Here is a 23,320-nt window from a genome sequence, read left to right as displayed (position 1 = left end):
ATTCTGGGGGCAAAAATAGCGGTTTTTACCCATACATTCTCATATATGACGTCAGTTGCTTGTAAAAAGGATAAAAGTATAAAGTTTAGATTAAACGTTATAGCACGTTATTAGAGCTGATTTTTTGCCAAATATTTATACCTTAGTGCATTATAAAAAAACTCAACTTAAACAAATGAAAAAAGCATTATTGTTTTGTATACTGCTTCCAGCCCTTTCTGCGCAGGCACAAAAGGACCTGGTAAAGTATGTAAAACCGATTATTGGCACCCAGAAAATGGGCCACACTTATCCTGGTGCCACAGTTCCTTTCGGCTCGGTGCAGCTGAGCCCCGACACAGATACCCTTTCATACGAGCTGAATGGCAAGTATAACGGCGATGTATACAAGTACTGTGCAGGTTATAAATATGAAGACAAATCGATTGTTGGATTTAGCCATACCCATTTTAGCGGCACCGGTCATTCCGATTTGGGTGATTTTCTGGTGATGCCTACCCAAGGGGTTTTAAAAATGAACCCGGGCACTGCGGACGTTCCCGGAAGTGGATTTCGCTCTTCTTTTTCTCATGCCAATGAAAAGGCAGAAGCCGGATATTACAAAGTGAAGCTAGACGACCACCAGATTGAGGCAGAATTGACGGCCAGCAAAAGGGTAGGTATGCATAGGTATACTTTTCCGAAATCTGACCAGTCGTACATTATCCTGGATTTGATGTCGGGGATTTATAATTATGACGAAAAAACGGTCTGGACTTATGTCCGCGTTGTGAACGACACCTTGTTAACCGGCTATCGTCAAACCAACGGATGGGCGAGGACAAGGACGGTTTATTTCGCCATGACTTTCTCGAAACCATTTAAAAGCTATGGACAGAAGAATTTTGACAAAAAACAGGTGTATGGCGGTTTCTGGAGAAAATTTGACCAGAACAATAACTTCCCGGAAATTGCAGGAAAAAGAATCCGGATGCACTTCGATTTTGATACCGATGAACAGGAGCAGGTTAAAGTGAAATTCGCCCTGTCGCCGGTAAGTCAGGCTAATGCTTTAGAAAACATGACTGCAGAAGTTCCGGGCTGGGATTTTGATGGGGTAAAAGCACAGGCACAAGCCGGTTGGAATAAGGAGCTCAACAAAATTAACATCGCCGCTGCTGAAGACGATAAGGTGAATTTTTACACCGCCATGTATCATGCTTTTATCAATCCAACTACTTATGGTGATGTAAACGGACAGTATAAAGGTTTAGATCAGAATGTACATCAGGCTAATGGTTATACCAATTATACCACTTTTTCTCTATGGGACACCTATCGTGCCTTACATCCTTTCTTTAACCTGATCCAGCCTTCACGGAACAATGACATGGTAAAGTCTATGATGGCTCATTATGAACAGAGTTCGTTAAAAATGCTGCCAATCTGGTCGCATTATGCCAATGAAAATTGGTGTATGAGTGGCTACCACAGCGTTTCTGTAGTGGCTGACGCGATTATCAAGGGTGTATATGATGGTGATGCTCAAAAAGCATTAGACGCTTGTATAGCAACTGCCAATCACCGCAATTATGAAGGGATAGGAAAATATATTGATATGGGCTTTATTCCTGCTGAAGATAGTGGAACTTCAGTTTCGAATACTTTAGAGTATGCTTATGATGATTGGTGTATTGCGCAGATCGCCAAAAAACTAAACAATCAGGCCGTATTTGAAGAATTTATGAAACGTTCCGGAAACTGGAAAAACGTATATGATGCAAGTATTGGTTTTATGCGCCCAAGACTGGCAGATGGTTCTTTCAAAAAGGAATTTGATGTTTTGAGTACTCACGGGCAGGGTTTTATTGAAGGGAATACCTGGAACTACAGTTTCTTTGTGCCTCATGATCCGGAATCGTTGATGGCCAAAATGGGAGGGAAGCAGAAGTTTGCAGCAAGGATAGACAGCTTGTTCAATATGCACCTTCCTGATGAGTTTTTTGCAGATACGGAAGACATTACCAGAGAAGGGATTATTGGCGGATATGTACATGGAAATGAGCCGGCGCATCATGTTGCTTACTTATACAACTGGGCAGGACAACCATGGAAGACTCAGGAAAGGGTAAGAAAAATTTTAAAAATGCAATACAAACCTACGCCTGATGGTTTAGGTGGTAATGATGATTGCGGTCAGATGAGTGCCTGGTATATGTTTTCTTCACTTGGATTTTATCCCGTATCTCCGGGATCTGCGGATTATTCTTTGGGAAGTCCGGCAGTGAAATCTGCAACACTTCATTTGGAAGGGGGAAATACCTTTACGATAGATGCGATCAACCAAAGTGACAAGAATATTTATGTACAGAAAGTATTGCTAAACGGGAGTTTAATTAGTAATAATTTGATTAAACATTCAGATATTTTGAAAGGTGGTAAATTAACTTTCTACATGTCATCGAAACCGACAAAACAAGCAAAATAAGTTTAGTATCAAAGGTTCTAATTAACAACTAATTGATTGTAAATATAGATACCGCCTCATGAAATCACGGTTCTGCTAAAGTTTTTTAAACATTTTAGCAGAACCGTTTTTTTATATAAAATATTTTATTGAAATTCATACCTGACCAGACAATAAGTCCTTTCCGTCGGTTCAGTCAGAAAGCTGATGTCGTCATCTAAGTTTTAGGTTGTACGGCCGGGTCCTCCGGCCTACTAAACTAAACAAAAGCAGGTACCGATGATCTTGGGTCATTCCCCTGAATCTGATTTTTCCTGATATCAGATAGTTCTGTTGGTTTTTTAACAATCTTTTTATGAATCCCCACCGTGCCGGTATATAATAGTATTCCACCCAATACGGCCTCCTGTATCCCTACTATAGGATGTTTTGAAATTGCTCTGATTCCTTTCTGAAAGATATATGCACCAGCAAGGATGGCAATAAATCTTTTTCCTGCATCTAATTCTTCTGTATCGTACGCACTTAACAATGATGTTGCAGCTATTATTCCTACTTTATTTTTTAGTAATTCAAACATAACTATTCGTTCTAGATCTATCAATGGAACATAGGAAGGCCTGTTTTGTTTGGAATTCTTTAAAATCCTTTAGTTCAATTGGCCGTAAAAGTTGTTGATTAACCGAGTTTATCCAGCACCATTCGAATGGCCTGATCTACTACCTTGTCTGGTGTTTTACTAAACTCAAAATTAACTCTGCTGGCTAGTATTGCGTTTACTGAAAGGGCTTTATGTCCTAATACTTTGGCCAGTGCATAAATCCCGGCAGTTTCCATTTCCAGGTTCGTGATCCGGTGTTTTCCATGCTGAAAACTGTTTAGTAAAGAAATGAAATTAGGAATGGCATTTTTAGCGCGTACTTGCCGGCCTTGAGGCGCATAAAAACCGGGAGCGGTAATGGTGATACCCTGTACCATGTCTGCGCCAATGGTGTTCAATAAGTGGTCGTCAGCAGCGGTTAAGTAAGGATGAATTCCTTTAATATGTGCACAATGCGTATGAAAGGCTTCCAGAATCGGACGTTCGTCTACAGAAAGTTCATGGATATAATACTGCATCAGTGCATCCAGTCCAAGGCCATAGGAAGAAGCAAGGATGGTTCCCATTGGCAAATCCGGCTGGATGGCGCCCGAGGTGCCGATACGGATGATATCCAAAGAGGTCAGGTCTTTTTTTACTGTTCTCGTTTTAAAGTCTATATTAGCCAGCGCATCTAATTCATTAAACACGATATCGATATTATCTGTTCCTATTCCTGTGGAGATCACGGTAATTCTTTTCTGCCCCAGATAGCCGGTATGCGTAATAAATTCACGTTTTCCCTTTTTAAGTTCTATACGGTCGAAATGTTTTGATATCTCTGAGACACGGTCAGGATCTCCTACGGTGATAACGGTTTGCGCAAGGTCTTCCGGCAATAAATTTAGATGGTAAACACTGCCATCCTGATTGATGATTAAATCTGCTGCTGATATTTTGTTTTCCATAAGTACGGCGATTGATTTCACAAACCTATGAAACCTGGAGGAGTTAATTCAAAATCTGTGAGAGTTAAATGAAATTATTACCTTTGTACTTGTAATCAAATCAATAAAGACAGCATGTAGGATCTTATTTCTTTCCCGAAAATAATTGAAACCGGTAAAAGGGTTTCCTTACTATTCAAATAAAAAGAAAGGATTTTATGTTGACTCTTCATGATATTACCTACCAGCATCCCAACAGGGATTTGCTGTTTTCAGGGCTTAATCTTAGCCTGAACCCCAATGATAAAATTGCTTTAACAGGCAATAATGGCGTTGGAAAATCTACCTTATTGAAAATCTTATCAGGTCAGTTATTGCCTGCAAGTGGATCGGTCAAAGCGGCTTCTATTCCTTATTACGTGCCACAGCTTCTGGACGATTATAATGAGCTGAGCATTGCGGAAGTACTTCACCTTAAAGACAAGTTAAAGGCATTACAGGAAATTTTAGCCGGCGAGGTAAGGGATGAAAACCTGGCTATACTGGACAACGACTGGGATTTTGAAGCGCGTTGTCAGCAGGCATTTGCCTGCTGGAATCTGAACGGGCTGGATTTAGCTCAAAAAATGAACACCTTAAGTGGTGGACAAAAAACAAAGGTGTTCCTTGCAGGAATCCGTATTCATCAGCCGGAAATTGTTTTGATGGATGAGCCCAGCAATCACCTGGATAGGGAGAGTAGAATGCTGCTCTATGAGGAGATTAAATCGAGCCGGCAAACTTTAATGGTAGTGAGCCATGACCGGGAATTGTTGAACCTGTTAGATGTTGTGGCAGTGCTAGCGCAGGATGGGATCAGTTTTTATGGAGGTAATTACGAGTTTTATGCTGCACAGCGTGCTATTGAAAGTGCCGCATTTGATCAGACTTTGAGAAGTAAAGAAAAGGCCTTACGCAAGGCTAAGGAGGTGGAACGTTCCGCTTTAGCGCGGCAACATAAACTGGATGCAAGAGGGAAACGGAAACAGGAAAAGGCAGGTATACCAACGATTATGATGAATACCCTGAAAAATAATGCCGAGAAGAGTACTTCGCGTTTAAAAGGAGTACAGGCCGAAAAACTGGATAATATAGCTCAGGAGCTGAGTCAATTGCGTAAAGATGTGCCGGGTATAGACCGTATGAAAATGGATCTTGCTGCTTCTGCACTCCATACCGGAAAAATACTGGTCAGCGCAAAAGACATTAATTTTGGTTATGATGGTTGGCCCCTTTGGAAAGAAGGATTAAGTTTTCAACTCCGGACCGGGGATCGGTTGGCGGTTAAAGGGCCAAACGGATCGGGTAAAACCACTTTGATCAAAATGATTTTAGGGTCCTTACAGGCTCAATCCGGTACCATAGAACGGGCAACATTCCAGGCAATTTATGTAGATCAGGATTATTCGTTAATTGATCCGGCACTGACTGTTTACGAGCAGGCACAGCAGTTCAATTCAGGTGCATTACAGGAACATGAAATAAAGCTTCGGCTTAATCGGTTTTTATTTACTAAATCACACTGGGATAAGCCCTGTTCAGGGCTGAGTGGCGGAGAGAAAATGAGGCTGATCCTTTGCGCTTTAACTATTGGTAATCAAAGTCCTGATTTAATTGTTCTGGACGAACCAACAAATAACCTGGATATGCAAAATATAGAAATTTTAACTGCGGCAATTAACGAGTATAAAGGCACTTTACTCGTGATTTCTCATGACCATTATTTCCTGAACCAGATCAATGTGGAACAGGATATGGAAATAAAAATTCCATGTTTTGACCGGCAGAGCTGAAACTGATTTTGAGCTTGTTTATTTTTCTTTTATACGAATGATGACAATGGACGGGGGTTAATGATTTTTTTCTTTCAATACTTTGATTACTTTTGCGACCAAAATGAGAGTAGTCGTATTTTTCGTATCCCTGTTTACCTTCCTGTTATGCGGAGGGCATTATCTTCATGCAGGAGCGCATCATAACCGTACTAACTTTTCTTCCAGTCAGAAGCTCGCAAAAAGCGAACAGGCGAATTTTACAGGTGGAGGTCAGGATGTAACCATAATTGAAGAGGCAGATCTGGACCTGGATGAGGAGCATTTTGGTGGTGATGAAGTTCCATGCAGGCACTTACATCAGCAGTATTACCTCCCGGATACCTGGTATCTTACATTTTACCCACGCTTAGCCGCAGATTATTCTCATCAGCATTATAAAACCTTTCAGCCATTTTCCGGCAATTCGTCTCCTATTTACATCAGACAAAGGGTACTGAGAATTTGAGCAATAAACGACATCAATTCATAAATGTGTAAACTCAGATGGTAATCTCCATTTGAGTTTACCTCATAGCTTATGACGGGATTTTATAATCCTGCCTCAGACAATTGATGTCTTTTTCTTTCCTCTGGAATCATTGGGTTTCAGCTGTTTATTCGCTTAATTTCCATTTACAATCATGAAGAAAATACTCGTGTTTACGGGCGCTATTGCCTTGTTGAACCTTACAAGTTGCACCACTAAAAAAGAAGAAAAAAAAGAAGAAAGTCAGTTTACCATTACAAGCCCGCTAAAGACTGACACCTCGTTTACCAAAGAATATGTTTCTCAAATACGCTCAGTTAGAAATATTGAGATTCGAGCACAAGAAAAAGGATACCTTCAAAATATCTATGTTGATGAGGGACAGTCGGTTAAATCCGGGCAACTCTTGTTTCGTATCATGCCTAAATTCTACGAAGCAGAGCTACTAAAAGCTCAGGCAGAAGTTAAAGCGGCACAGATAGAATTGCAGAATGTAAAAACTCTGGCTGATAAAAATGTAGTTTCTAAAAACGAGCAGGCCATGGCTCAGGCTAAACTTGATGGCGCTAAAGCCGAAGCTTCCCTGGCAAAACTCCATTTGTCATTTACCGAGATTAAGGCTCCGTTTGATGGAACAATTGACCGCATTCCTCAGAAATTAGGAAGTCTGATTGATGAGGGGGAACTCCTGACCAGCCTTTCAGACAACAGTCAGGTGTTTGCCTATTTTAATGTTTCAGAACCGGAATATTTAGCTTATCAAACGAATACAAAAGACCGTGGCGACAAGAAAGTTAGCCTTTTACTGGCAAACAATGAGGTCTTGAAGGATAAGGGAAATGTGGAGGTGATTGAAAGTGAGTTTAACAGTGAAACCGGAAATATCGCCTTCCGTGCAAGGTTTCCAAATGCCAGCAAGCTGTTAAGAAACGGCGAAACCGGCAAAATCCAAATGACAGTTCCACTGCGTAATGCACTCATCATTCCACAGAAAGCGACTTACGAAATCCAGGATAAGATGTATGTGTTTGTAGTTGGAAAAGATGATGTTATCCATTCCAGGAACATTACGGTTGCAAGTGAAATGCCTGACCTGTATGTGGTGGGAACTGGTATTTCTGAAACAGACAAAATCCTTTTGGAAGGCGTTCAGAAAGTTAAGGATGATGAAAAGATCAGGTACAAATACCTGGAGCCTAAATCCGTTATTTCTCATTTGAGACTAAAAGCGGAATAATAGCCTTTTGAGTAATCACAAGATCAGTCCAGTTTGGTACCTCATTTAAAATTAAGTAAATGTTTAATAAGTTTATACAAAGGCCAGTCCTTTCTATAGTAATATCGCTCATTATCGTGTTTCTGGGTGCTTTGGCATTGAGCCATCTGCCGGTTACACAATTCCCTTCTATTTCACCGCCAAAAGTGAATATCACCGCCGAATATCCCGGAGCAAATGGCGAACTGATGATTAAATCGGTCATTATCCCACTGGAAAGGGCAATCAATGGCGTTCCGGGAATGAAATATATGGCTTCCGATGCCGGTAATGATGGTGAAGCAACTATTCAGGTGATATTTAACCTGGGAACGGATCCTAATCAGGCTTCCGTTAATATTCAGAATCGTGTCGCTTCGGTAATCAATAAGCTGCCACCACTGGTGGTTCGGGAAGGTGTGAAAATCACCCGTGAAGAATCAAATATGCTGATGTATATCAACTTGTACAGCAAGGATCCAAAGATGGATCAGAAATTCCTGTTTAATTTCGCGGATATTAATGTGCTGTCAGAATTGAAAAGGGTGGATGGTGTTGGTGTGGCGGATATCCTTGGTAACCGGGAATATGCCATGCGCATCTGGTTAAAGCCAGACCGGATGCTGGCCTATAAAATCTCAGCGGATGAGGTTTTGGAAGCTTTAAATCAACAAAGTTTAGAAGCTTCACCAGGAAAAACCGGTGAAAGTTCCGGAAAAAGGTCACAATCATTTGAGTATGTATTGAAATATCCCGGACGGTTTACCACGAAAGAAGCCTATGGAGAGATCATTTTGCGGTCGACTCCAAAAGGAGAGATTCTTCGTTTGAAAGATGTAGCCAATATAGAGTTTGGAAGTTCGATGTACGATATTTATTCGAATCTGAACGGCAAACCATCGGCTGCAATTACGGTGAAGCAGAGTTATGGTAGCAATGCCAGTCAGGTAATCAAGGATATTAAGGCTAAAATGGAGGAGATTAAGAAAACTTCTTTTCCTAAAGGAGTGGATTATGAGATCAGTTATGACGTTTCAAAATTCCTCGATGCTTCTATTGAAAAAGTGATTCATACGCTGATAGAGGCGTTTATTCTGGTTGGATTGGTTGTATTCCTGTTTCTTGGAGACTGGCGTTCTACGCTGATTCCGGCTATAGCCGTCCCTGTATCGCTGATTGGAACATTTGTGTTCATGCAGTTTTTCGGGATTACGATTAACCTCGTCACGTTGTTTGCCCTGGTTTTGGCAATTGGTGTGGTGGTAGATGATGCCATTGTGGTGATTGAAGCAGTCCATGCAAAGATGCAGGAACATCATATATCCGCCCGTAAGGCGACCAAAAAAGTGATGCATGAGATCAGTGGGGCCATTATTGCGATCACCTTTCTGATGGCCGCCGTATTTATCCCTGTTGCTTTCATGTCCGGGCCGGTGGGAATTTTCTACCGCCAGTTTTCTATCACCATGGCCACTGCAATTATTCTATCCGGCATCGTGGCATTAACGCTGACTCCGGCACTTTGTGCCATCCTGTTGAAGAATCATCATGGAAAACAGAAGAAGCAAAATGCGCTCGATAAGGTTCTGGCAGGATTTAACAATGGTTTCGATAAACTCTCCGGAAAGTATCAAAAAGTGCTGGGCGCGATTGTGAACCGCAGGGTAATTACCTTTGGGGTTTTAATCGCTTTCTGTGCCGGAACATATGTATTAAACAACAGTCTTCCTTCCGGTTTTATCCCTAATGAGGATCAGGGAATGTTTTATGCTATTATCCAAACGCCTCCGGGTTCTTCATTAGAGCGTACCAATGAGATCGCAGAAAAGTTGCAGAAAATCGCAGAGGGTGTAGAAGGTGTACAGTCTGTCTCAGCCCTGGCAGGCTATGAAATCCTGACCGAAGGAACCAGTGCCAATTCCGGAACTTGTTTGATCAACCTGAAAAGCTGGGACGAACGCAAACACGGTGTGGAAGAGATCATGAAAGAACTGGAGGAGAAATCTGAGGGGATTTCCGGGGCTACAATTGAATTCTTTCAGCCGCCAGCAGTGCCTGGATATGGTGCCGCCGGTGGTTTTGAACTGCGCTTGCTGGATAAGGCCGGTTCTGGCGACTTTAAAAAGATGGAGACGGTAAGTAAGAATTTTGTGAAAGAGTTGAGCAAACGTTCCGAATTATCGTCGGTATTTACCTTTTACAGTGCGGCATTCCCTCAGTATATGTTGCGGGTCGACAATGACATCGCTCAACAAAAAGGGGTAACGATTGAGAATGCAATGAACACGCTTTCGACATTGGTGGGGAGTAATTACGAAACCAATTTTATCAAATATGACCGTCAGTACAAGGTGATGGTGCAGGCATTGCCTCAGTATAGGGCATTGCCGGAAGATATCCTGAAACTGTATGTGAAAAATAACCGCGAGGAGATGGTGCCATTTTCGGCTTTTATGAGAATGGAAAAGGTTTACGGTTTGTCCGAAATCACAAGACACAATATGTACAATGCGGCTGAGATCAGTGGTTCTGCGGCCGCCGGCTATAGCAGTGGTGCAGCGATTAATGTGATCAATGAGGTGGCAGAAAAGACTTTACCAAGAGGCTTTAGTATTGACTGGGCTGGTATTTCAAAAGATGAGGTATCTCGGGGCAATGAAGCTATTTACATCTTTCTGATCTGCCTGGGCTTTGTTTACCTGATCCTTGCGGCACAGTATGAGAGTTTCATTTTGCCCTTAACGGTAATTCTTTCGCTACCATGCGGGATTTTTGGCGCTTTCTTGTTGCTGAAAATATGCGGATTAGAGAATAATATTTACGCGCAGGTGGCTTTCGTGATGCTGATTGGTTTATTGGGCAAGAATGCGGTGCTGATTGTAGAGTTTGCGGTGCAGAAACACCGTGCCGGTTCAACAGTACTTCAAGCGGCAATGGAAGGTGCAGCAGTCCGGTTTCGCCCGATTCTGATGACTTCGTTTGCCTTTATTGCAGGTTTGATTCCATTGGTTTTTGCCAACGGGCCGGGTAAAATCGGCAACAGGACCATTGGCTCTGCTGCTGCCGGCGGTATGCTTTTAGGAACTATTTGCGGTGTTTTGATCATCCCTGGCTTGTATTATATATTCGGCCGCATAGCTGAAAAACACAAGCTTGTTAAAAATGAAGAAGAAAATCCATTAACCGAAGAAATTGATCATAATGTATAAATTTAAGTTAGCTCAATGCACGCTTGCATTGAGCATTTGCCTTGCAGTTTCAAGCTGCAAGGTACCCTCGCTGACAACGAATACGGCAAGTACGGCTGTTCCGGAGTCTTTTGGAAATGATAAAGACGGTATTCCAGCGGATAGCAGCAGTATCGCTGCTATGCCATGGCGGACTTTTTTTAAGGATCAAAACCTGATCAATCTGATCGATACTGCCCTGAAAAACAACCAGGAGCTGAAAATCACTTTGCAGGAAATTGAAATTGCAAGGAATGATATCCGTATTAAAAAAGGATCACTATTGCCAACTGTTGGCTTTCGTGCTGCAACCGGGGTAGAGAAGGTAGGCAGATATACGAGTCAGGGGGCAGGTGATGCTGGTACGGAAATCGTTCCGGGTAAAGCGGTACCTGACCCTTTGATGGATTACAATTTGACTGCTTACGCGCATTGGGAGGTGGATATCTGGAAGAAATTACGGAATTCTAAGAAGGCTGCCTTAAGCAGGTACCTGTCTTCCCTGGAGGGTAGGAATTTTGCCCTGACCAATCTCATCGCGGAAGTTGCAGATTCTTATTATGAATTGCTGGCACTCGACAGTCAGCTGGAAATTGTAAAACAGAATATTCAACTGCAGAAGAATGCATTAGAAATTGTAAAAGTTCAAAAAGAAGCAGCCAGGGCAACAGAATTGGCTGTTCAGAAATTTCAGGCCGAGGTGTTGACCTCAAAAAGTTTAGAGTTCGACCTGGTTCAAAAGACTAAGGAAACGGAGAACAGGATTAACTTTTTGCTGGGCCGGTATCCGCAGGAGATCAAAAGAGATAGAGGTGATTTTTTAAATTTGCTTCCTTCGGTAGTTAAATCCGGGGTTCCTTCCCAATTGCTGGCGAATCGTCCGGATATTAAACAAGCGGAATTGGAGCTTTCTGCAGCAAAACTAGATGTTAAAGTGGCGCGGGCAGAGTTTTACCCTGCTCTTGATATTTCAGCGGCAATAGGATTGCAGGCCTTTAAACCAAGCTACTTTTTGAAGTTTCCGGAATCCCTGCTTTATTCCCTTGCAGGAGATATCGCGGGCCCATTGATCAACAGAAATGCAATCAAAGCGGAGTTTAGCAGTGCTAACGCCAGACAACTTCAGGCCATGTATAACTACGAACGCAGCATTTTAAATGCTTATCTGGAGGTTGCTAACCAGCTTTCAAAAATGAGTAATCTGGAAAAGAGTTATGGTATGAAATCTCAGCAGGTAGATGCGCTGAACAGATCAATCGTAGTTTCAAATGATTTGTTTAAATCCGCCAGAGTGAATTATTTTGAGGTATTGATGACGCAAAGAGACGCATTGGAGTCTAAACTCGAACTGATTGAAACTAAGAAGGAACAACTGAATGCGGTGGTTCATTTTTACAGGGATTTAGGTGGAGGCTGGAACTAACAACCCTTGATCTCTAGGAAGACGCCCCGGAAAGCACATCACTTTTTGGGGCGTTTTTCGTTACTATGATCTTATGGTCATGCGGATTTTCGGAATGCAGTTATTATCTATACCTTTATCAGATATATGCAAATACCTCCTCAAGCTGCACTTCAGGGCCTGGTTAAACACTATCTGGTATTGAGCCGGAAGGCTGACAAACAGCAGTATTACCGAATGTTCTCTGACGGTAATCCAGGTTTGGTTTTTCATTTGAAAGACCAGTTATTGCAATGGAAGGAAGGGGATTTGATACCAGAATTGCAACCGAGGAGTTTTGTGTACGGGCAGCTCAGTCGTTACAATACAATTGCTGCAAGCGCTGAGCTGAACATGATTGTAGTGGTTTTACAGCCTCATTCTTTGTTTACGCATTTCCATATTCCGGCTTATGAGTTAAAGGACTGTACCTTGCCTCTGGTAGATTTATTCGGACAGGAAGCCCGTGATCTGGAAGAACAAGTGCTTACTGCTTTATCAATTGAGACCACCATTAGTATCATTGAAAAATTCTTATGGAAACGCCTGATTGGGTTAAGTGGTTTAAGTGCTGAGATTGCAATGGCAATGGATACCATTTATCAGCGTCAGGGGATACTGACCATAGTAGATATCCTGGAAAAAGTGTCGGTAACAGAAAGACAACTGGAACGGAATTTTCGGGAGTACATAGGTACCTCGCCTAAAAGATTTGCAGATACAATTAAGTTTCAGCATTTACTAAAACTCCTTCAAAAACAACCCGGTCAGGGAAAAATTGCTGAGCTGATTTATGCGTCCGGCTATTACGATCAGGCCCATCTGAACAACAATTTCAAGAAAATGACAGGGCTTACGCCAGGTTATTACAAAGAGAGTGCTCAACTATTGGCTATCAATCTCATGCCGGTCAGTTAAGCAATGTTCAATTACTTCTTGTTTTTGTCGGTTTTATACAAATTTTTGGGAGCGGGTGCCTGTATTTTTGAATTAAAACTACCGTAAAAATGAAAAATATCAAAATAGCATCAGCTCAGTTTGAAAATCGCAGTGGGGATAAAACCTATAATCTATCTGTGATTGAGCAGTTGGCTCAGGATGCAGCAGCAAAGGGAGCGGAGGCAATCGCTTTCCATGAGTCCTCTATAACTGGTTATACTTTCGCCAGGCCACTCTCTAAGTCAGAAATGTTGGAGCTGGCAGAATTTATTCCTGATGGACCCAGCGTCCAGAAATTAATTGAACTTGCCGGCAGGTACAAAATAGCTATTCTGGCGGGCTTATTTGAAAAAGATGCAGACGACAACCTGTTCAAGGCTTACGTTTGTGTGGATCAAACAGGCCTGATCGCTAAGCATCGCAAACTGCATCCTTTTATCAATCCTCACCTTACACCAGGCAATGAGTTTACTGTGTTTGACTTATATGGCTGGAAATGTGGCATCCTGATTTGCTACGACAATAATATTGTTGAAAACGTAAGGGCAACCCGGCTGTTAGGCGCGCAGGTTATCTTTATGCCGCATGTTACGATGTGTACGCCATCAACCAGGCCAGGTGCAGGTTTTGTGGACGCGGATCTTTGGAAGGATAAGGTTGGTAATCAGGATGTTTTACGTGCTGAATTTGACGGTTTGAAAGGCCGTGAATGGTTGATGAAATGGTTGCCTGCCCGTGCCTACGATAATGCCATATATGCCGTATTCTCTAACCCAATCGGGATGGATGATGATCAGCTTAAAAATGGTTGTTCAATGATTGTTGATCCTTTTGGAGAGGTGATGACTGAATGCAGGTCTTTAGACAATGAGTTTGTGATTGCGGAATTGAATCCGGAGCCCTTGACAATGGCCGGAGGTTACCGCTATATTCAGGCGAGAAGACCTGAGTTGTATAAAGAGATTATCGGTGCTGCCCATGACGCTAAACAGCAGGTTTCCTGGCTTAAATAAAGAGAAACCCTTGCTCATCGTATGATGGCAAGGGTTTCTCTTTAATCTAGGATTAGATGATGTTTTCGCCGTCAATTAAGTTTACCTTTTTACCCATCTTTTTCTGGATCACTTCAAAGTGGTGTAAATCATTTTTGCTGACCAATGAAATTGCATCTCCTGCGGCTTCTGCACGACCGGTTCTACCGATACGGTGTACATAATCTTTAGGTGATCTTGGCAGTTCATAATTGATCACAAAAGGAAGGAAATTGATGTCAATTCCTCTGGCCATTAAATCTGTAGCGACCAATACTCTCAGTTTACCTGCTTTAAACAGATACAATGATTCGGTCCTGGAACCCTGACTTTTCTTGCTGTGGATCGCTTTGGCATCAATGTTATTTTTGCGGAGCTTGTTTACCACAGCATCCGCCTGGTGTGTAGAAGAAGTAAATATCAATACTTGTTTCATTTCATGATGATTGATCAGGTAACGTAAAAACGGTCCTTTCTTCTCTTCGGAAACGATATAAGCCACCTGGTTGATCGTGTCTAACGTATCCTCCCCGGCTTCTAGTTTAATCACCACAGGATCATGTAGCAAGATTTGGTTGATGTTTTCAATATCAGGACTTAGCGTAGCAGAAAACAGTAAGTTTTGGCGCTTTTTCGGTAATAAAGCAAAGATTTTGTTCACCTCTTCTTTAAAGCCTAAATTAAGCATCTTATCTGCCTCGTCTAATACCAGGGTTTCAATATCAGACAGGTGTACCGCATTGTTGTCTACCAATTCCAATAACCTGCCCGGTGTAGCCACCAATACATTTACGCCCTGCATCCCCATCATTTGAGGGTTAATTGAGACCCCGCCATACACCGCTAAGGTTTTAACAGGCTTAAGTAGCGCGGGACTAAAAGTCTTGAATACTTCTTTTACCTGTTCAGCCAGTTCACGCGTCGGCACCAATACCAATACATTTGCATGGCGGTTTTTTACACCAATACTTTGTTGTAAGTTCATTAAAAGCGGCAACACATAACTGGCCGTTTTTCCTGAACCGGTTTTGGCAATACCTAAAACATCTTTTTTATCTAATATAGCTGGAATAGCTGTTTGTTGAATAGGAGTGGGCGCTGTGAAATTCTGATCTGCAAGTGCTTTTAATAAAGCAGGTGACAAACCTAAGGCTGTAAAAGACATAATTACTCAATTTTTTGTGTAAAAGTAAGTAAAAAACGTTGTTTGCTGTGGTTTAGTTGCCTTTTGGAGGATAAAATTATGTTATTGCCAGGTGAATGAGTACCCCAATCATTGCGGAGGAGGCAAAACTAACCAGCGTTCCTACCAAAACATATTCTGTTTTTAGCTGGGTATTGTTCTCTTTTTCACTAAATCTTAGGATGGATTTTGCCGTCATCAGGAAGCCAATAGCCGTATACTGACCCATGATCACAAAAGTAAGGATCAATATCCTTTCGCAAATCCCGATCCATTTACCAGCATTGGCAAGTCCGAGTTCCTGTTCTTCGGTACTTCTGATGATTTGAATTGTTGATTCTGTTTGATCTTCTATATTTTCAGTTTCAGGGATATCTTGCGCTGAAGCGGCTAAGGCTGAGTTTGACCGCGCTTTCTCCAGGCTGATTTGATCCCGCCATTTTTGGGTTGCTTTTCCGATGATGATGCCTAAAGGCAAGGTCACAAATAAGTATCCCCCTGCTACAATCCAGAATTTTGGACTCCCGTTAAGCAGTTCTATAGCCGCCTGGACAGCGGTCCATTTGTTTTCAATGAACAGCCAAAGAAGGAGAATGACCAGCAGGTGTGCCATTTGGTCGATTATAAAATAACTGAACCGGTCTTTATCCGACTTTGATTTGAGGTAATCAATGAGTAAATGAGAGGCGAAAATCACTACCGGAATCAACCAGTTGGTATATAATCCGGAGAGTATATAAGCAACAATGGTGGTTATAAATACGTGTAGGTAAAGCTTAGTGGATTTTCCATGCTTTTGCTCCCGATCGGTCACCCAGCTTTTGGGTTGAAACACAAAATCGGTTAGCAAATGTGCAAAGATCAATCTGAGTAGTAAATTTATCTCCATTATTCCTGTGTTACTAAGTCTGCAATATATTTTATTGAGGGTTCAAATTCTTTCCAGCCTGCAGATTTGAGCCTGCTGTTGACTGAGGGCTGAGAGAGCGAGAGGAGCATTGCGATCTCTTGCTGTGTTTTACCTTCAAGAAGCAAATAAATTACCTCAGACTGTCCTTTTGTCCACTTTTCTATATATTTATTTACGAAGTTAAGTATTATTTTAATGCCATCATTCTTTAATTCGTCGTTTGTATGAATAGATAGAAATTCTTCATCTTTCATGGTGTCAAAGTTCCTTCCGGAAAGATGAAATGCTTCTCCGTCAGAATTTAAAACATTTTTACCATGATAAGAGACTTCACCAATTCCTACAGAAATGCGGGTGCTTAAATAGACTTTAGCGACCTCATCGGAGTGTTTTTTAAACCAGCAGACAAGTTGTATGCTTTTGGTAATGGCCTCCTGTACCTCTTCGAATAGCACCTGATAACTATCACCCCTGAATATTTCTGCATTTTTTTGCGCTTTACTCCAGGTCTTTAGTAGCTTGTCTGTATCCTTAATCAGCTGTTTTCTTTTGGTTGCAGGTAGCTTGGTGAAGTTGATAATGTCTCCGGTGATGACAGCTTGCGTTTTCATAGTTAGGCTTAATTAAACTATAAATATAGAGTGTTTGTTCTATAATTGCAAAATATAGAGTAAACACTCTATAAATACTAATTATAGAACGTTTACTCTATAATCTGTCAATATAGAGTAAACACTCTATATTTTGCAAGAAATATGGGTGTAGAGGTGAAAAACCAACTATTTCTTATGAAAAGCTGGTTTTTTGAGTTATATTAAAATTTAATCAGTAGTTTCTCAGTGACCAGTTTATCGCCCTGATAGTATTCAAAGTGCCATTCTCCAGCTTTTTTGAAAACAATGCCATGAGCAGTTGCGTTGTTCGCGATGAAATAATCTTGTACAGAAGTGGTTAATAAGGTCAGTATCACTTTAGGTTCTGTATTGATTAATTGAAAGCCATTAGCGATAGGTTGTGCATATAAAGTACCGGCAACAGCAATAACCTCAGATTTCACAGGAGCGATGGCTACAGGTGTTTGCTGAGGGTTTTGTATCGTAGTTGGGGTAGTGCCGGCCACAAAATTCAGCGTATCCAATGAAGTAAAGGCATCTCTTAATGCAAAATTATAAGAGGCTTTATACTCTTTTTCTCTGCTTTTACCTTCCTTACTTTTAAATAGAATATTGCCCTGACAATCCTTTAATATCACGGTAAGATTAGTGGTAAACATGGTTTTTCTTTCTAATACCTCCAGATTTAGCGCTTTACATTTGTTGTTTGCAATTTCTGCCGGCAATTCCGCATTGTCAAAATAGGGTGTGAATCCTTTTTGTTCGACAAGAAATTTAGCAAGGTCATTTAATCCGTAAAGGTTCGCCGTTTTAAGGAAAGGAAATTTTTCCGGAACCACTACATATTTGTAATTGGTCAGGGTTTGTGTGTATCCTGAAAAGGAGGTAAATAAAAAGAGTATAAAAAGGTATCTTTTCATGTGTGTTTTGTTAAAAATGTTTTAGAATATGAAATCAAATATAGGTGTTAATTTATTTAATATGATTCAGGTATTCTTCCATATTACTGTTTAAATCCAATCCGAGAGCCTTTAGTTTTTTCAAATAAAACGCACGTACTTCTTTATAGGGGTAGTAAGGGAAGGTTTTTGTGCTTAATCCTCTGATACCTGTTTCCTTTTCATTTAACAGGAACTTGATCAGATAGCCATTATTCCCGGGCTTTTGATAAAGCAACATCTGGATGTTTGCGCTGAATGGAATGATGTTTTTTGCTTTCCATATGCGGTCAAAACTGAGGATGTCTTTTGTGGCAGTAGAAGCACCATTTAAGTTCAGTATGGCTGCAAAAGGGGCAACTGTTTCGGCATGAGCAAAGCGAAGTACCGACCTGTAAGGTCTTGATTTGATAAAAGCGTCTGTAGACTTAATGAAATCGGCTAATAAAGGGGCTGCAACGCTCACCTGAATCCCATTGTTATTTCTGCCTGGTCCTTTTTTCAGAAAGTTATCGGCATCATTTAACCGGCATAATACGGCTAAGTCTTCGGATTTAAAAAAGGTCTTTAGATCGATGTCCTTATCGCTGAGCCCATTTTCCATGATCTCCTGATGAATGGCGGGGATGATGGTGTAAAAGCCATACAGATCGTCTACAAAGCGGATTTTGTCTTTGGAGTCGATACGTTTAGTGTAGTCTACACTAAAGAAAGTATGGAAAATACGGGTAGATATTGCTTCCAGATTAAGTGCTTTAGCAAGTTGATCATAGCTGGAATGCCATGGACCTGTTGCTTTAAATGATAAATAGGGCCTGGATAAGTCAAAAAACCTGAGATTGACATCATCCTTTTCGTTCCATTTTATAGTAGCCATTTTTCCGTGTGTGGCTGTTGAGAGGCCATCCAAAAATGCTACAGCACTCTGTTTTGTTCTTTCCTTGCTGGTGGTACTCAGCAATATGGTCTGGTTCGGAGCAAAAAATAAGGGCTCTGTGCCGTAGATCCGTTCTGCGATTTCCTTTAATTCCTGTTTCCCGATTTCAGAAATGGACTCCAGATGCCTGAGCTCTACTTTCTGTAGCAGCACCAATGCAGCTTTTAGCTGTTGTCCACGTTGATTTAAAGCCTGAGCGCTGTCAGCTTTAAAAATCAGATTCCATGCTAAAGATTTAGCGACATCTTTAGTTAAGTTTCTGGCACCATGACGACCCAGGTGATTTAGAAAGACCGGTTTATACCCGGCCGGCACTCTGGTGTAAGTCTCCTGAAGAGGTTTGTAGGGTGTTTTTGATCCCAAATACTGCTGCGATTGCGCAGCAGTATAGATCAGGTTGCATCCCAGAAGGATAAAGGTAAAAATGTACTTCATTTGGTTTATTTAAAAGGTTGACTGAATATAAATGATTCCGGCTTATCGATAAACATATTTTACAGCTAAAAGTGTTTTAATATTTATCAGAAGTACTGAGCTTCACTATGAAGGAAATGGCTACTCTGTAAAGGGAGTATGTGCGTTAGCATAAGGTTTCAGAATTGTGATTTTTACCGGGGTTTTGGCTGTTAGCTGGTAGGGCCTTGTTTGCTGAAATTGCCTGAAAACCCTGTGCTGAGGCTGGTTTAGGTTACGAACAGATTACTAAATAGTTTAGTATCATTATAGGGGATTTGTAGGATATGCTGTTGTTTGTAAGTATCTTGGTTCTAGTCAATTCAGACGAATTAACCAATTAATATCATGGCAACATGCAAAGTGGGCCCTTTTGGGCACCCTACGGGGAAAATAGGGAATGTGGTGTTTTACATGTCCAGAGGACAATTGATATGCCGCAGTGCCGGTAAACCTGGTAAACCCAGCCTGAAACAAAAAGCCAATCGCCAGGAGATGTCGGTAACGATGGAACTGCTGAAACCGATGAAGGATTTTATCAATGTCAGTTTTAAGCAGGAATCAGAAGGAACGCTTAAAAATCCACACAATCTGGCGACTTCCTATAACAAGAAACAGGCTTTAACGGGCGAGTATCCCAACATTAAGGTCGATTATGCCAAAGTGATCCTTAGTCAAGGAACACTGGAAATGGCAGCGGATCTGAAAGTCAGCAAAAGTACAGATGGGCTCAATTTAAGCTGGGATTCCGGTATCGTAGAAAATGGTGCTATTGATGATATCCTGATGGTACTGGTCAGTCACCCAACAAAAAAATGCGCAAGTACCTATCTGAATGCCGCGAAAAGGGCTGATGGAAGCTGTTTTCTCCCGCTTGACAAAGAATGGATGATGGGAGCGCAAATGGAAGTATATGTCTGCTTTAAATCTTCCAATGAGAAATTAATCTCTGACAGTGCTTATGCAGGGAATCTGAATGGTGCTCCGGATAGCCCGCTTGAAATAGCAGAAAAAGCAAAGTATTTTGCTATTAAAGCCCGTTTTGATCAGGTTGCTGTGGATTACGAGAAGAAAAGAATGGACTATGCGGAGGGAGTCATCGCCACCAAAGCGTTCCGGTACCTGGAAAGAGAATACCAGGTTCTAAAAGATAAACTCGTACACCTGCCGGGAAAACCGTCTTGAAATTTTGAGGACATTCTAAGTTAAAAGCTTTCCATGACGTGTTTTTTAGCAGGTTAATGGAAATGCTTTGTCAAAATATTTGTGCAGCGATAGGATAGTATTGACAGCCCTGTTTGTTTCAGTCCGATCAGGCGAAACGAATTTTTGAGGAGAACTGAATGAACCGGAGATTAACAGCTGGTTCTAACCTTAAAAAAAGGGCTTAAATTGTGTCGGAAATAAATAATCTCGCTTAAAATCAGTACAGTATAGGATTTATGGGATATTAATTTGCAGTATATGCATCCTAATCCTATATTTGCATCACTTTAAACGGAAACGCTTAGAGTAAAGCTAAAAAAGCTTTGATTCCGTAGCTCAGCTGGTAGAGCATTACACTTTTAATGTAGTGGTCCTGGGTTCGAATCCCAGCGGGATCACAGAAAGACTTAGAGAAATCTAAGTCTTTGTTGTTTTAATACAAAACCCCTGTTAATCTTAAAATTAACAGGGGTTTGTGTTTTGAAGGTTATCTTTTTAGAAAATTAACCAGTAATTGGTTTAATTCATCTTTATGAGTGATAAATAATCCATGTGACCCACCTTCCATTACATAATAATCGGCATTAGGGAGCAACATCGCAGTAATTGCACTGGTTGCTTCAATAGGCACGATCTTATCCTCATCACCATGAATGACCATCATTGGTATGGTAATGGTGCTCAGGTCTGTTCTAAAATCTGTCTCGGAGAAAGCTCTTACGCAATCTACAGTGGCTTTTGGGCTAGCTACGATAGCCAGCTGATGCATCCAGTTCTGAATTTCATGACTTACAGGCTTATTCAACACACCTTCACCAAAAAACTGCTTACCGAATCCCGTTAAGAATGCCGGACGATCTTGTTGGATATTGGCAATCATTTCTTCAAAAACTTCTTTCGGAATACCTTCTTCATGATCGTCTGTTTTCAACATTAGAGGCACAACAGAACTAATCAGTACTGCTTTCTCGACTTTAGAACTGCCATATTTACCTAAATAACGGACAACCTCTCCGCCGCCCATAGAAAAACCAACCAGCGTTACTTCGGATAAATCTAAGGCAAGAATCAATTCATTCAAATCGGAAGCAAGGGTGTCGTAATCATAGCCGCTCCAGGGCTTATCAGACTGACCAAAGCCTCGTCTGTCGTAAGCAATGCAACGGTAACCACTGTATACAATAGAGGCAACCTGATATTCCCACATTTCGTGCGATACCGGCCAGCCGTGAATTAAAATTACCGGTTTTCCTGAACCAAGATCTTCGTAAAATATATTAACAGATTTACTGTTTTCGGGATTTCTTTTGATATAGGGCATATTATAAATTTTAAAGGTTCAACGTTTGATAACATCATATATCGTGATTATGTTTAAGAAAAGCGACATTTTGAAGGAATAAACAATTATAATATCCTCATCTTTGCAGAAAAAAAGAACAATCAAATGAATAAAGCAATATTTCTGGATCGTGATGGCGTGTTAAATCATGAAATTTACGATTATATCTGTAGGGTAGAAGATTTTGAAGTCCTGGAATACCAGATTCCACCATTAAAAAAGCTGTATGACGAAGGTTATATGCTGATTATCATTACCAATCAAGGTGGAATTGCTTTGAAACGTTATACGGAAGAAACACTGGCTGAAATGCATCGCATCTTAGGAGAAAGATTTGAAGCACAAGGTGCAAAGATCACCCATGCTTACTATTGTCCGCATCACCCCACGGTATCTGAGCCTTGTAATTGTAGAAAACCTTTGTCGGGAATGGTGTTAGAGGCTATTGCTACGTACAATATTGATCCTTCATTGTCTGTGATGATTGGTGATAAACCAAGAGATGTAGAAGCTGCGAATGGAGCAGGAGTGAAGGGTATCCTGATCGAGCCTGACGAACAAATCACTTATGAAAGCATAAAAAAAGTCCTGTCGAATTAATCAACAGGACTTTTTAATATAATTATGATTCGCCTATTTACCTGCAGCTTTTGCATGATCAGCTAAGAACTGAGCAAGACCGCTGTCGGTTAATGGGTGTTTCATTAATGCAAGGATTGCAGAAAGTGGGCCAGTCATTACGTCAGCACCTAATTTAGCGCAGTTGATAATGTGCATTGGTCCTCTAACTGAAGCTGCAAGAATTTCAGTTTCGTATTGGTAGTTATCAAAAATCAATCTGATGTCTTCGATCAATTGAAAACCATCCGTAGAGATGTCGTCTAAACGACCTAAGAATGGAGATACATAAGATGCACCTGCTTTAGCAGCGATTAAAGCTTGTCCGGCAGAGAAGATCAATGTACAGTTAGTTCTGATTCCTTTAGATGAAAGGTATTTAATGGCTTTAACGCCATCTTTAATCATAGGGATTTTAACAACGATTTTCGGGTCTAGTTTAGCTAATGCTTCACCTTCTTTGATCATGCTCTCATAATCAGTCGAAATTACTTCAGCACTTACATTCGCATCAACGATGTCACAGATTGCTTTGTAGTGGTTAATTACATTTTGTTCGCCAGTGATACCTTCTTTAGCCATTAAGCTAGGGTTGGTAGTTACGCCGTCTAGAACACCAAGGTCATGAGCTTCTCTGATTTGATCAAGATTAGCTGTGTCTATGAAAAATTTCATAAGATATATAGTTTAAGAAAATATATGGTTTTATTTAACTCGTGTTGGTCGTTAGAAAGAAGAGGATGCATCAGAAGCATATCAATCTAATAAAAATAAAAATGGGCAAGCCCCTTACATCGCACCGCTACAACCTTCTACCCTTGCTTCGTTCCCGCTCTGGGGGAGTTCAAAAGGAGCTGATCGTGTAAGACTTGCCCGTCACAAAAGTAGGAAAAGATCTGAATCTACCAAAGTA

19 protein-coding genes, 1 tRNA gene and 1 other RNA gene are annotated in these 23,320 nt (G+C 41.1%); 11 read left to right on the top strand and 10 right to left on the bottom strand.

What is annotated here, in order from left to right; translation table 11 throughout:
• Positions 1-175: 175 nt before the first annotated feature.
• Positions 176-2,467 (top strand): GH92 family glycosyl hydrolase, encoded by a 2,292-nt coding sequence (locus OQX61_RS20755; RefSeq protein WP_265843729.1) that lies wholly within the window; start codon positions 176-178, stop codon positions 2,465-2,467.
• A gap of 238 nt (positions 2,468-2,705) precedes the next feature.
• Here the strand turns inward: OQX61_RS20755 and OQX61_RS20750 are convergent, their stop codons facing one another.
• Both OQX61_RS20750 and OQX61_RS20745 read right to left on the bottom strand, forming a co-directional pair.
• Positions 2,706-3,026: a hypothetical protein gene (locus OQX61_RS20750; protein WP_265843728.1), complete on the bottom strand. Its 321-nt coding sequence runs from the start codon at positions 3,024-3,026 to the stop codon at positions 2,706-2,708.
• A gap of 98 nt (positions 3,027-3,124) precedes the next feature.
• A complete protein-coding gene (locus OQX61_RS20745; RefSeq protein WP_265843727.1) occupies positions 3,125-3,994 on the bottom strand; it encodes a nucleoside phosphorylase in 870 nt (289 codons plus the stop codon).
• 197 nt (positions 3,995-4,191) lie between these two features.
• Between OQX61_RS20745 and OQX61_RS20740 the strand changes: the two genes are divergently transcribed.
• The 7 genes from OQX61_RS20740 (at position 4,192) to OQX61_RS20710 (ending at position 14,188) form a co-directional block, all read left to right on the top strand.
• The gene (locus OQX61_RS20740) at positions 4,192-5,805 is read left to right on the top strand and encodes an ABC-F family ATP-binding cassette domain-containing protein (protein ID WP_265843726.1); all 1,614 of its coding nucleotides are present in this window, start codon (positions 4,192-4,194) and stop codon (positions 5,803-5,805) included.
• A gap of 103 nt (positions 5,806-5,908) precedes the next feature.
• Positions 5,909-6,292, top strand: coding sequence for a hypothetical protein (locus tag OQX61_RS20735; protein WP_265843725.1), 384 nt, complete (start codon positions 5,909-5,911; stop codon positions 6,290-6,292).
• 175 nt (positions 6,293-6,467) lie between these two features.
• A complete protein-coding gene (locus OQX61_RS20730; RefSeq protein ID WP_265843724.1) occupies positions 6,468-7,550 on the top strand; it encodes an efflux RND transporter periplasmic adaptor subunit in 1,083 nt (360 codons plus the stop codon).
• A gap of 59 nt (positions 7,551-7,609) precedes the next feature.
• A complete protein-coding gene (locus OQX61_RS20725; RefSeq protein WP_265843723.1) occupies positions 7,610-10,777 on the top strand; it encodes an efflux RND transporter permease subunit in 3,168 nt (1,055 codons plus the stop codon).
• Entirely contained in the window at positions 10,770-12,218 is a 1,449-nt protein-coding gene (locus OQX61_RS20720) for a TolC family protein (protein WP_265843722.1), read from the top strand. The genes OQX61_RS20725 and OQX61_RS20720 overlap by 8 nt, the downstream gene beginning before the upstream one ends.
• A gap of 126 nt (positions 12,219-12,344) precedes the next feature.
• On the top strand, positions 12,345-13,154 hold the full coding sequence (locus tag OQX61_RS20715; protein ID WP_265843721.1) for a helix-turn-helix domain-containing protein: 810 nt from the start codon (positions 12,345-12,347) through the stop codon (positions 13,152-13,154).
• Positions 13,155-13,243: 89 nt separating this feature from the next.
• Positions 13,244-14,188 (top strand): nitrilase family protein, encoded by a 945-nt coding sequence (locus OQX61_RS20710; protein ID WP_265843720.1) that lies wholly within the window; start codon positions 13,244-13,246, stop codon positions 14,186-14,188.
• 52 nt (positions 14,189-14,240) lie between these two features.
• Here the strand turns inward: OQX61_RS20710 and OQX61_RS20705 are convergent, their stop codons facing one another.
• The 5 genes from OQX61_RS20705 to OQX61_RS20685 all read right to left on the bottom strand — a co-directional run bounded on the left by OQX61_RS20705 (position 14,241) and on the right by OQX61_RS20685 (position 19,223).
• Positions 14,241-15,371, bottom strand: a complete 1,131-nt coding sequence (locus tag OQX61_RS20705) for a DEAD/DEAH box helicase (protein WP_265843719.1) — start codon at positions 15,369-15,371, stop codon at positions 14,241-14,243.
• Between the two features lie 76 nt (positions 15,372-15,447).
• Entirely contained in the window at positions 15,448-16,278 is an 831-nt protein-coding gene (locus tag OQX61_RS20700; RefSeq protein WP_265843718.1) for a DUF3307 domain-containing protein, read from the bottom strand.
• A complete protein-coding gene (locus tag OQX61_RS20695; protein ID WP_265843717.1) occupies positions 16,278-16,910 on the bottom strand; it encodes a hypothetical protein in 633 nt (210 codons plus the stop codon). Before OQX61_RS20695 ends, OQX61_RS20700 begins: the two co-directional genes overlap by 1 nt.
• A 203-nt stretch (positions 16,911-17,113) precedes the next feature.
• Positions 17,114-17,833 (bottom strand): hypothetical protein, encoded by a 720-nt coding sequence (locus OQX61_RS20690; RefSeq protein ID WP_265843716.1) that lies wholly within the window; start codon positions 17,831-17,833, stop codon positions 17,114-17,116.
• Positions 17,834-17,885: 52 nt separating this feature from the next.
• Entirely contained in the window at positions 17,886-19,223 is a 1,338-nt protein-coding gene (locus tag OQX61_RS20685; RefSeq protein ID WP_265843715.1) for a histidine phosphatase family protein, read from the bottom strand.
• A 366-nt stretch (positions 19,224-19,589) separates the two neighbouring features.
• Here OQX61_RS20685 and OQX61_RS20680 point away from each other — a divergent pair, with 366 nt between their 5' ends.
• Complete coding sequence (locus OQX61_RS20680; RefSeq protein ID WP_265843714.1) at positions 19,590-20,426, top strand: DUF6266 family protein; 837 nt, start codon at positions 19,590-19,592, stop codon at positions 20,424-20,426.
• Between the two features lie 346 nt (positions 20,427-20,772).
• Positions 20,773-20,845 (top strand) — tRNA-Lys (locus OQX61_RS20675).
• An 89-nt stretch (positions 20,846-20,934) separates the two neighbouring features.
• Here the strand turns inward: OQX61_RS20675 and OQX61_RS20670 are convergent.
• Positions 20,935-21,768: an alpha/beta hydrolase gene (locus OQX61_RS20670; RefSeq protein ID WP_265843713.1), complete on the bottom strand. Its 834-nt coding sequence runs from the start codon at positions 21,766-21,768 to the stop codon at positions 20,935-20,937.
• 126 nt (positions 21,769-21,894) lie between these two features.
• On the opposite strand from OQX61_RS20670, the gene OQX61_RS20665 reads away from it, so the two are divergent.
• Complete coding sequence (locus OQX61_RS20665) at positions 21,895-22,389, top strand: HAD family hydrolase (RefSeq protein WP_265843712.1); 495 nt, start codon at positions 21,895-21,897, stop codon at positions 22,387-22,389.
• Positions 22,390-22,422: 33 nt separating this feature from the next.
• Here OQX61_RS20665 and fsa read toward each other — a convergent pair whose 3' ends face one another.
• Entirely contained in the window at positions 22,423-23,082 is a 660-nt protein-coding gene (gene fsa, locus OQX61_RS20660; RefSeq protein WP_265843711.1) for a fructose-6-phosphate aldolase, read from the bottom strand.
• Between the two features lie 100 nt (positions 23,083-23,182).
• An RNA gene (ffs, locus tag OQX61_RS20655) (signal recognition particle sRNA small type) lies at positions 23,183-23,282 on the bottom strand.
• Positions 23,283-23,320 lie beyond the last annotated feature (38 nt).

It is taken from the genome of Pedobacter sp. PLR (assembly GCF_026239675.1).
In the GTDB taxonomy this organism is placed as follows: Bacteria; Bacteroidota; Bacteroidia; order Sphingobacteriales; family Sphingobacteriaceae; genus Pedobacter.
Note: the sequence above shows the minus strand (reverse complement) of the source record. Positions and strands in the feature narration are given on the sequence as shown.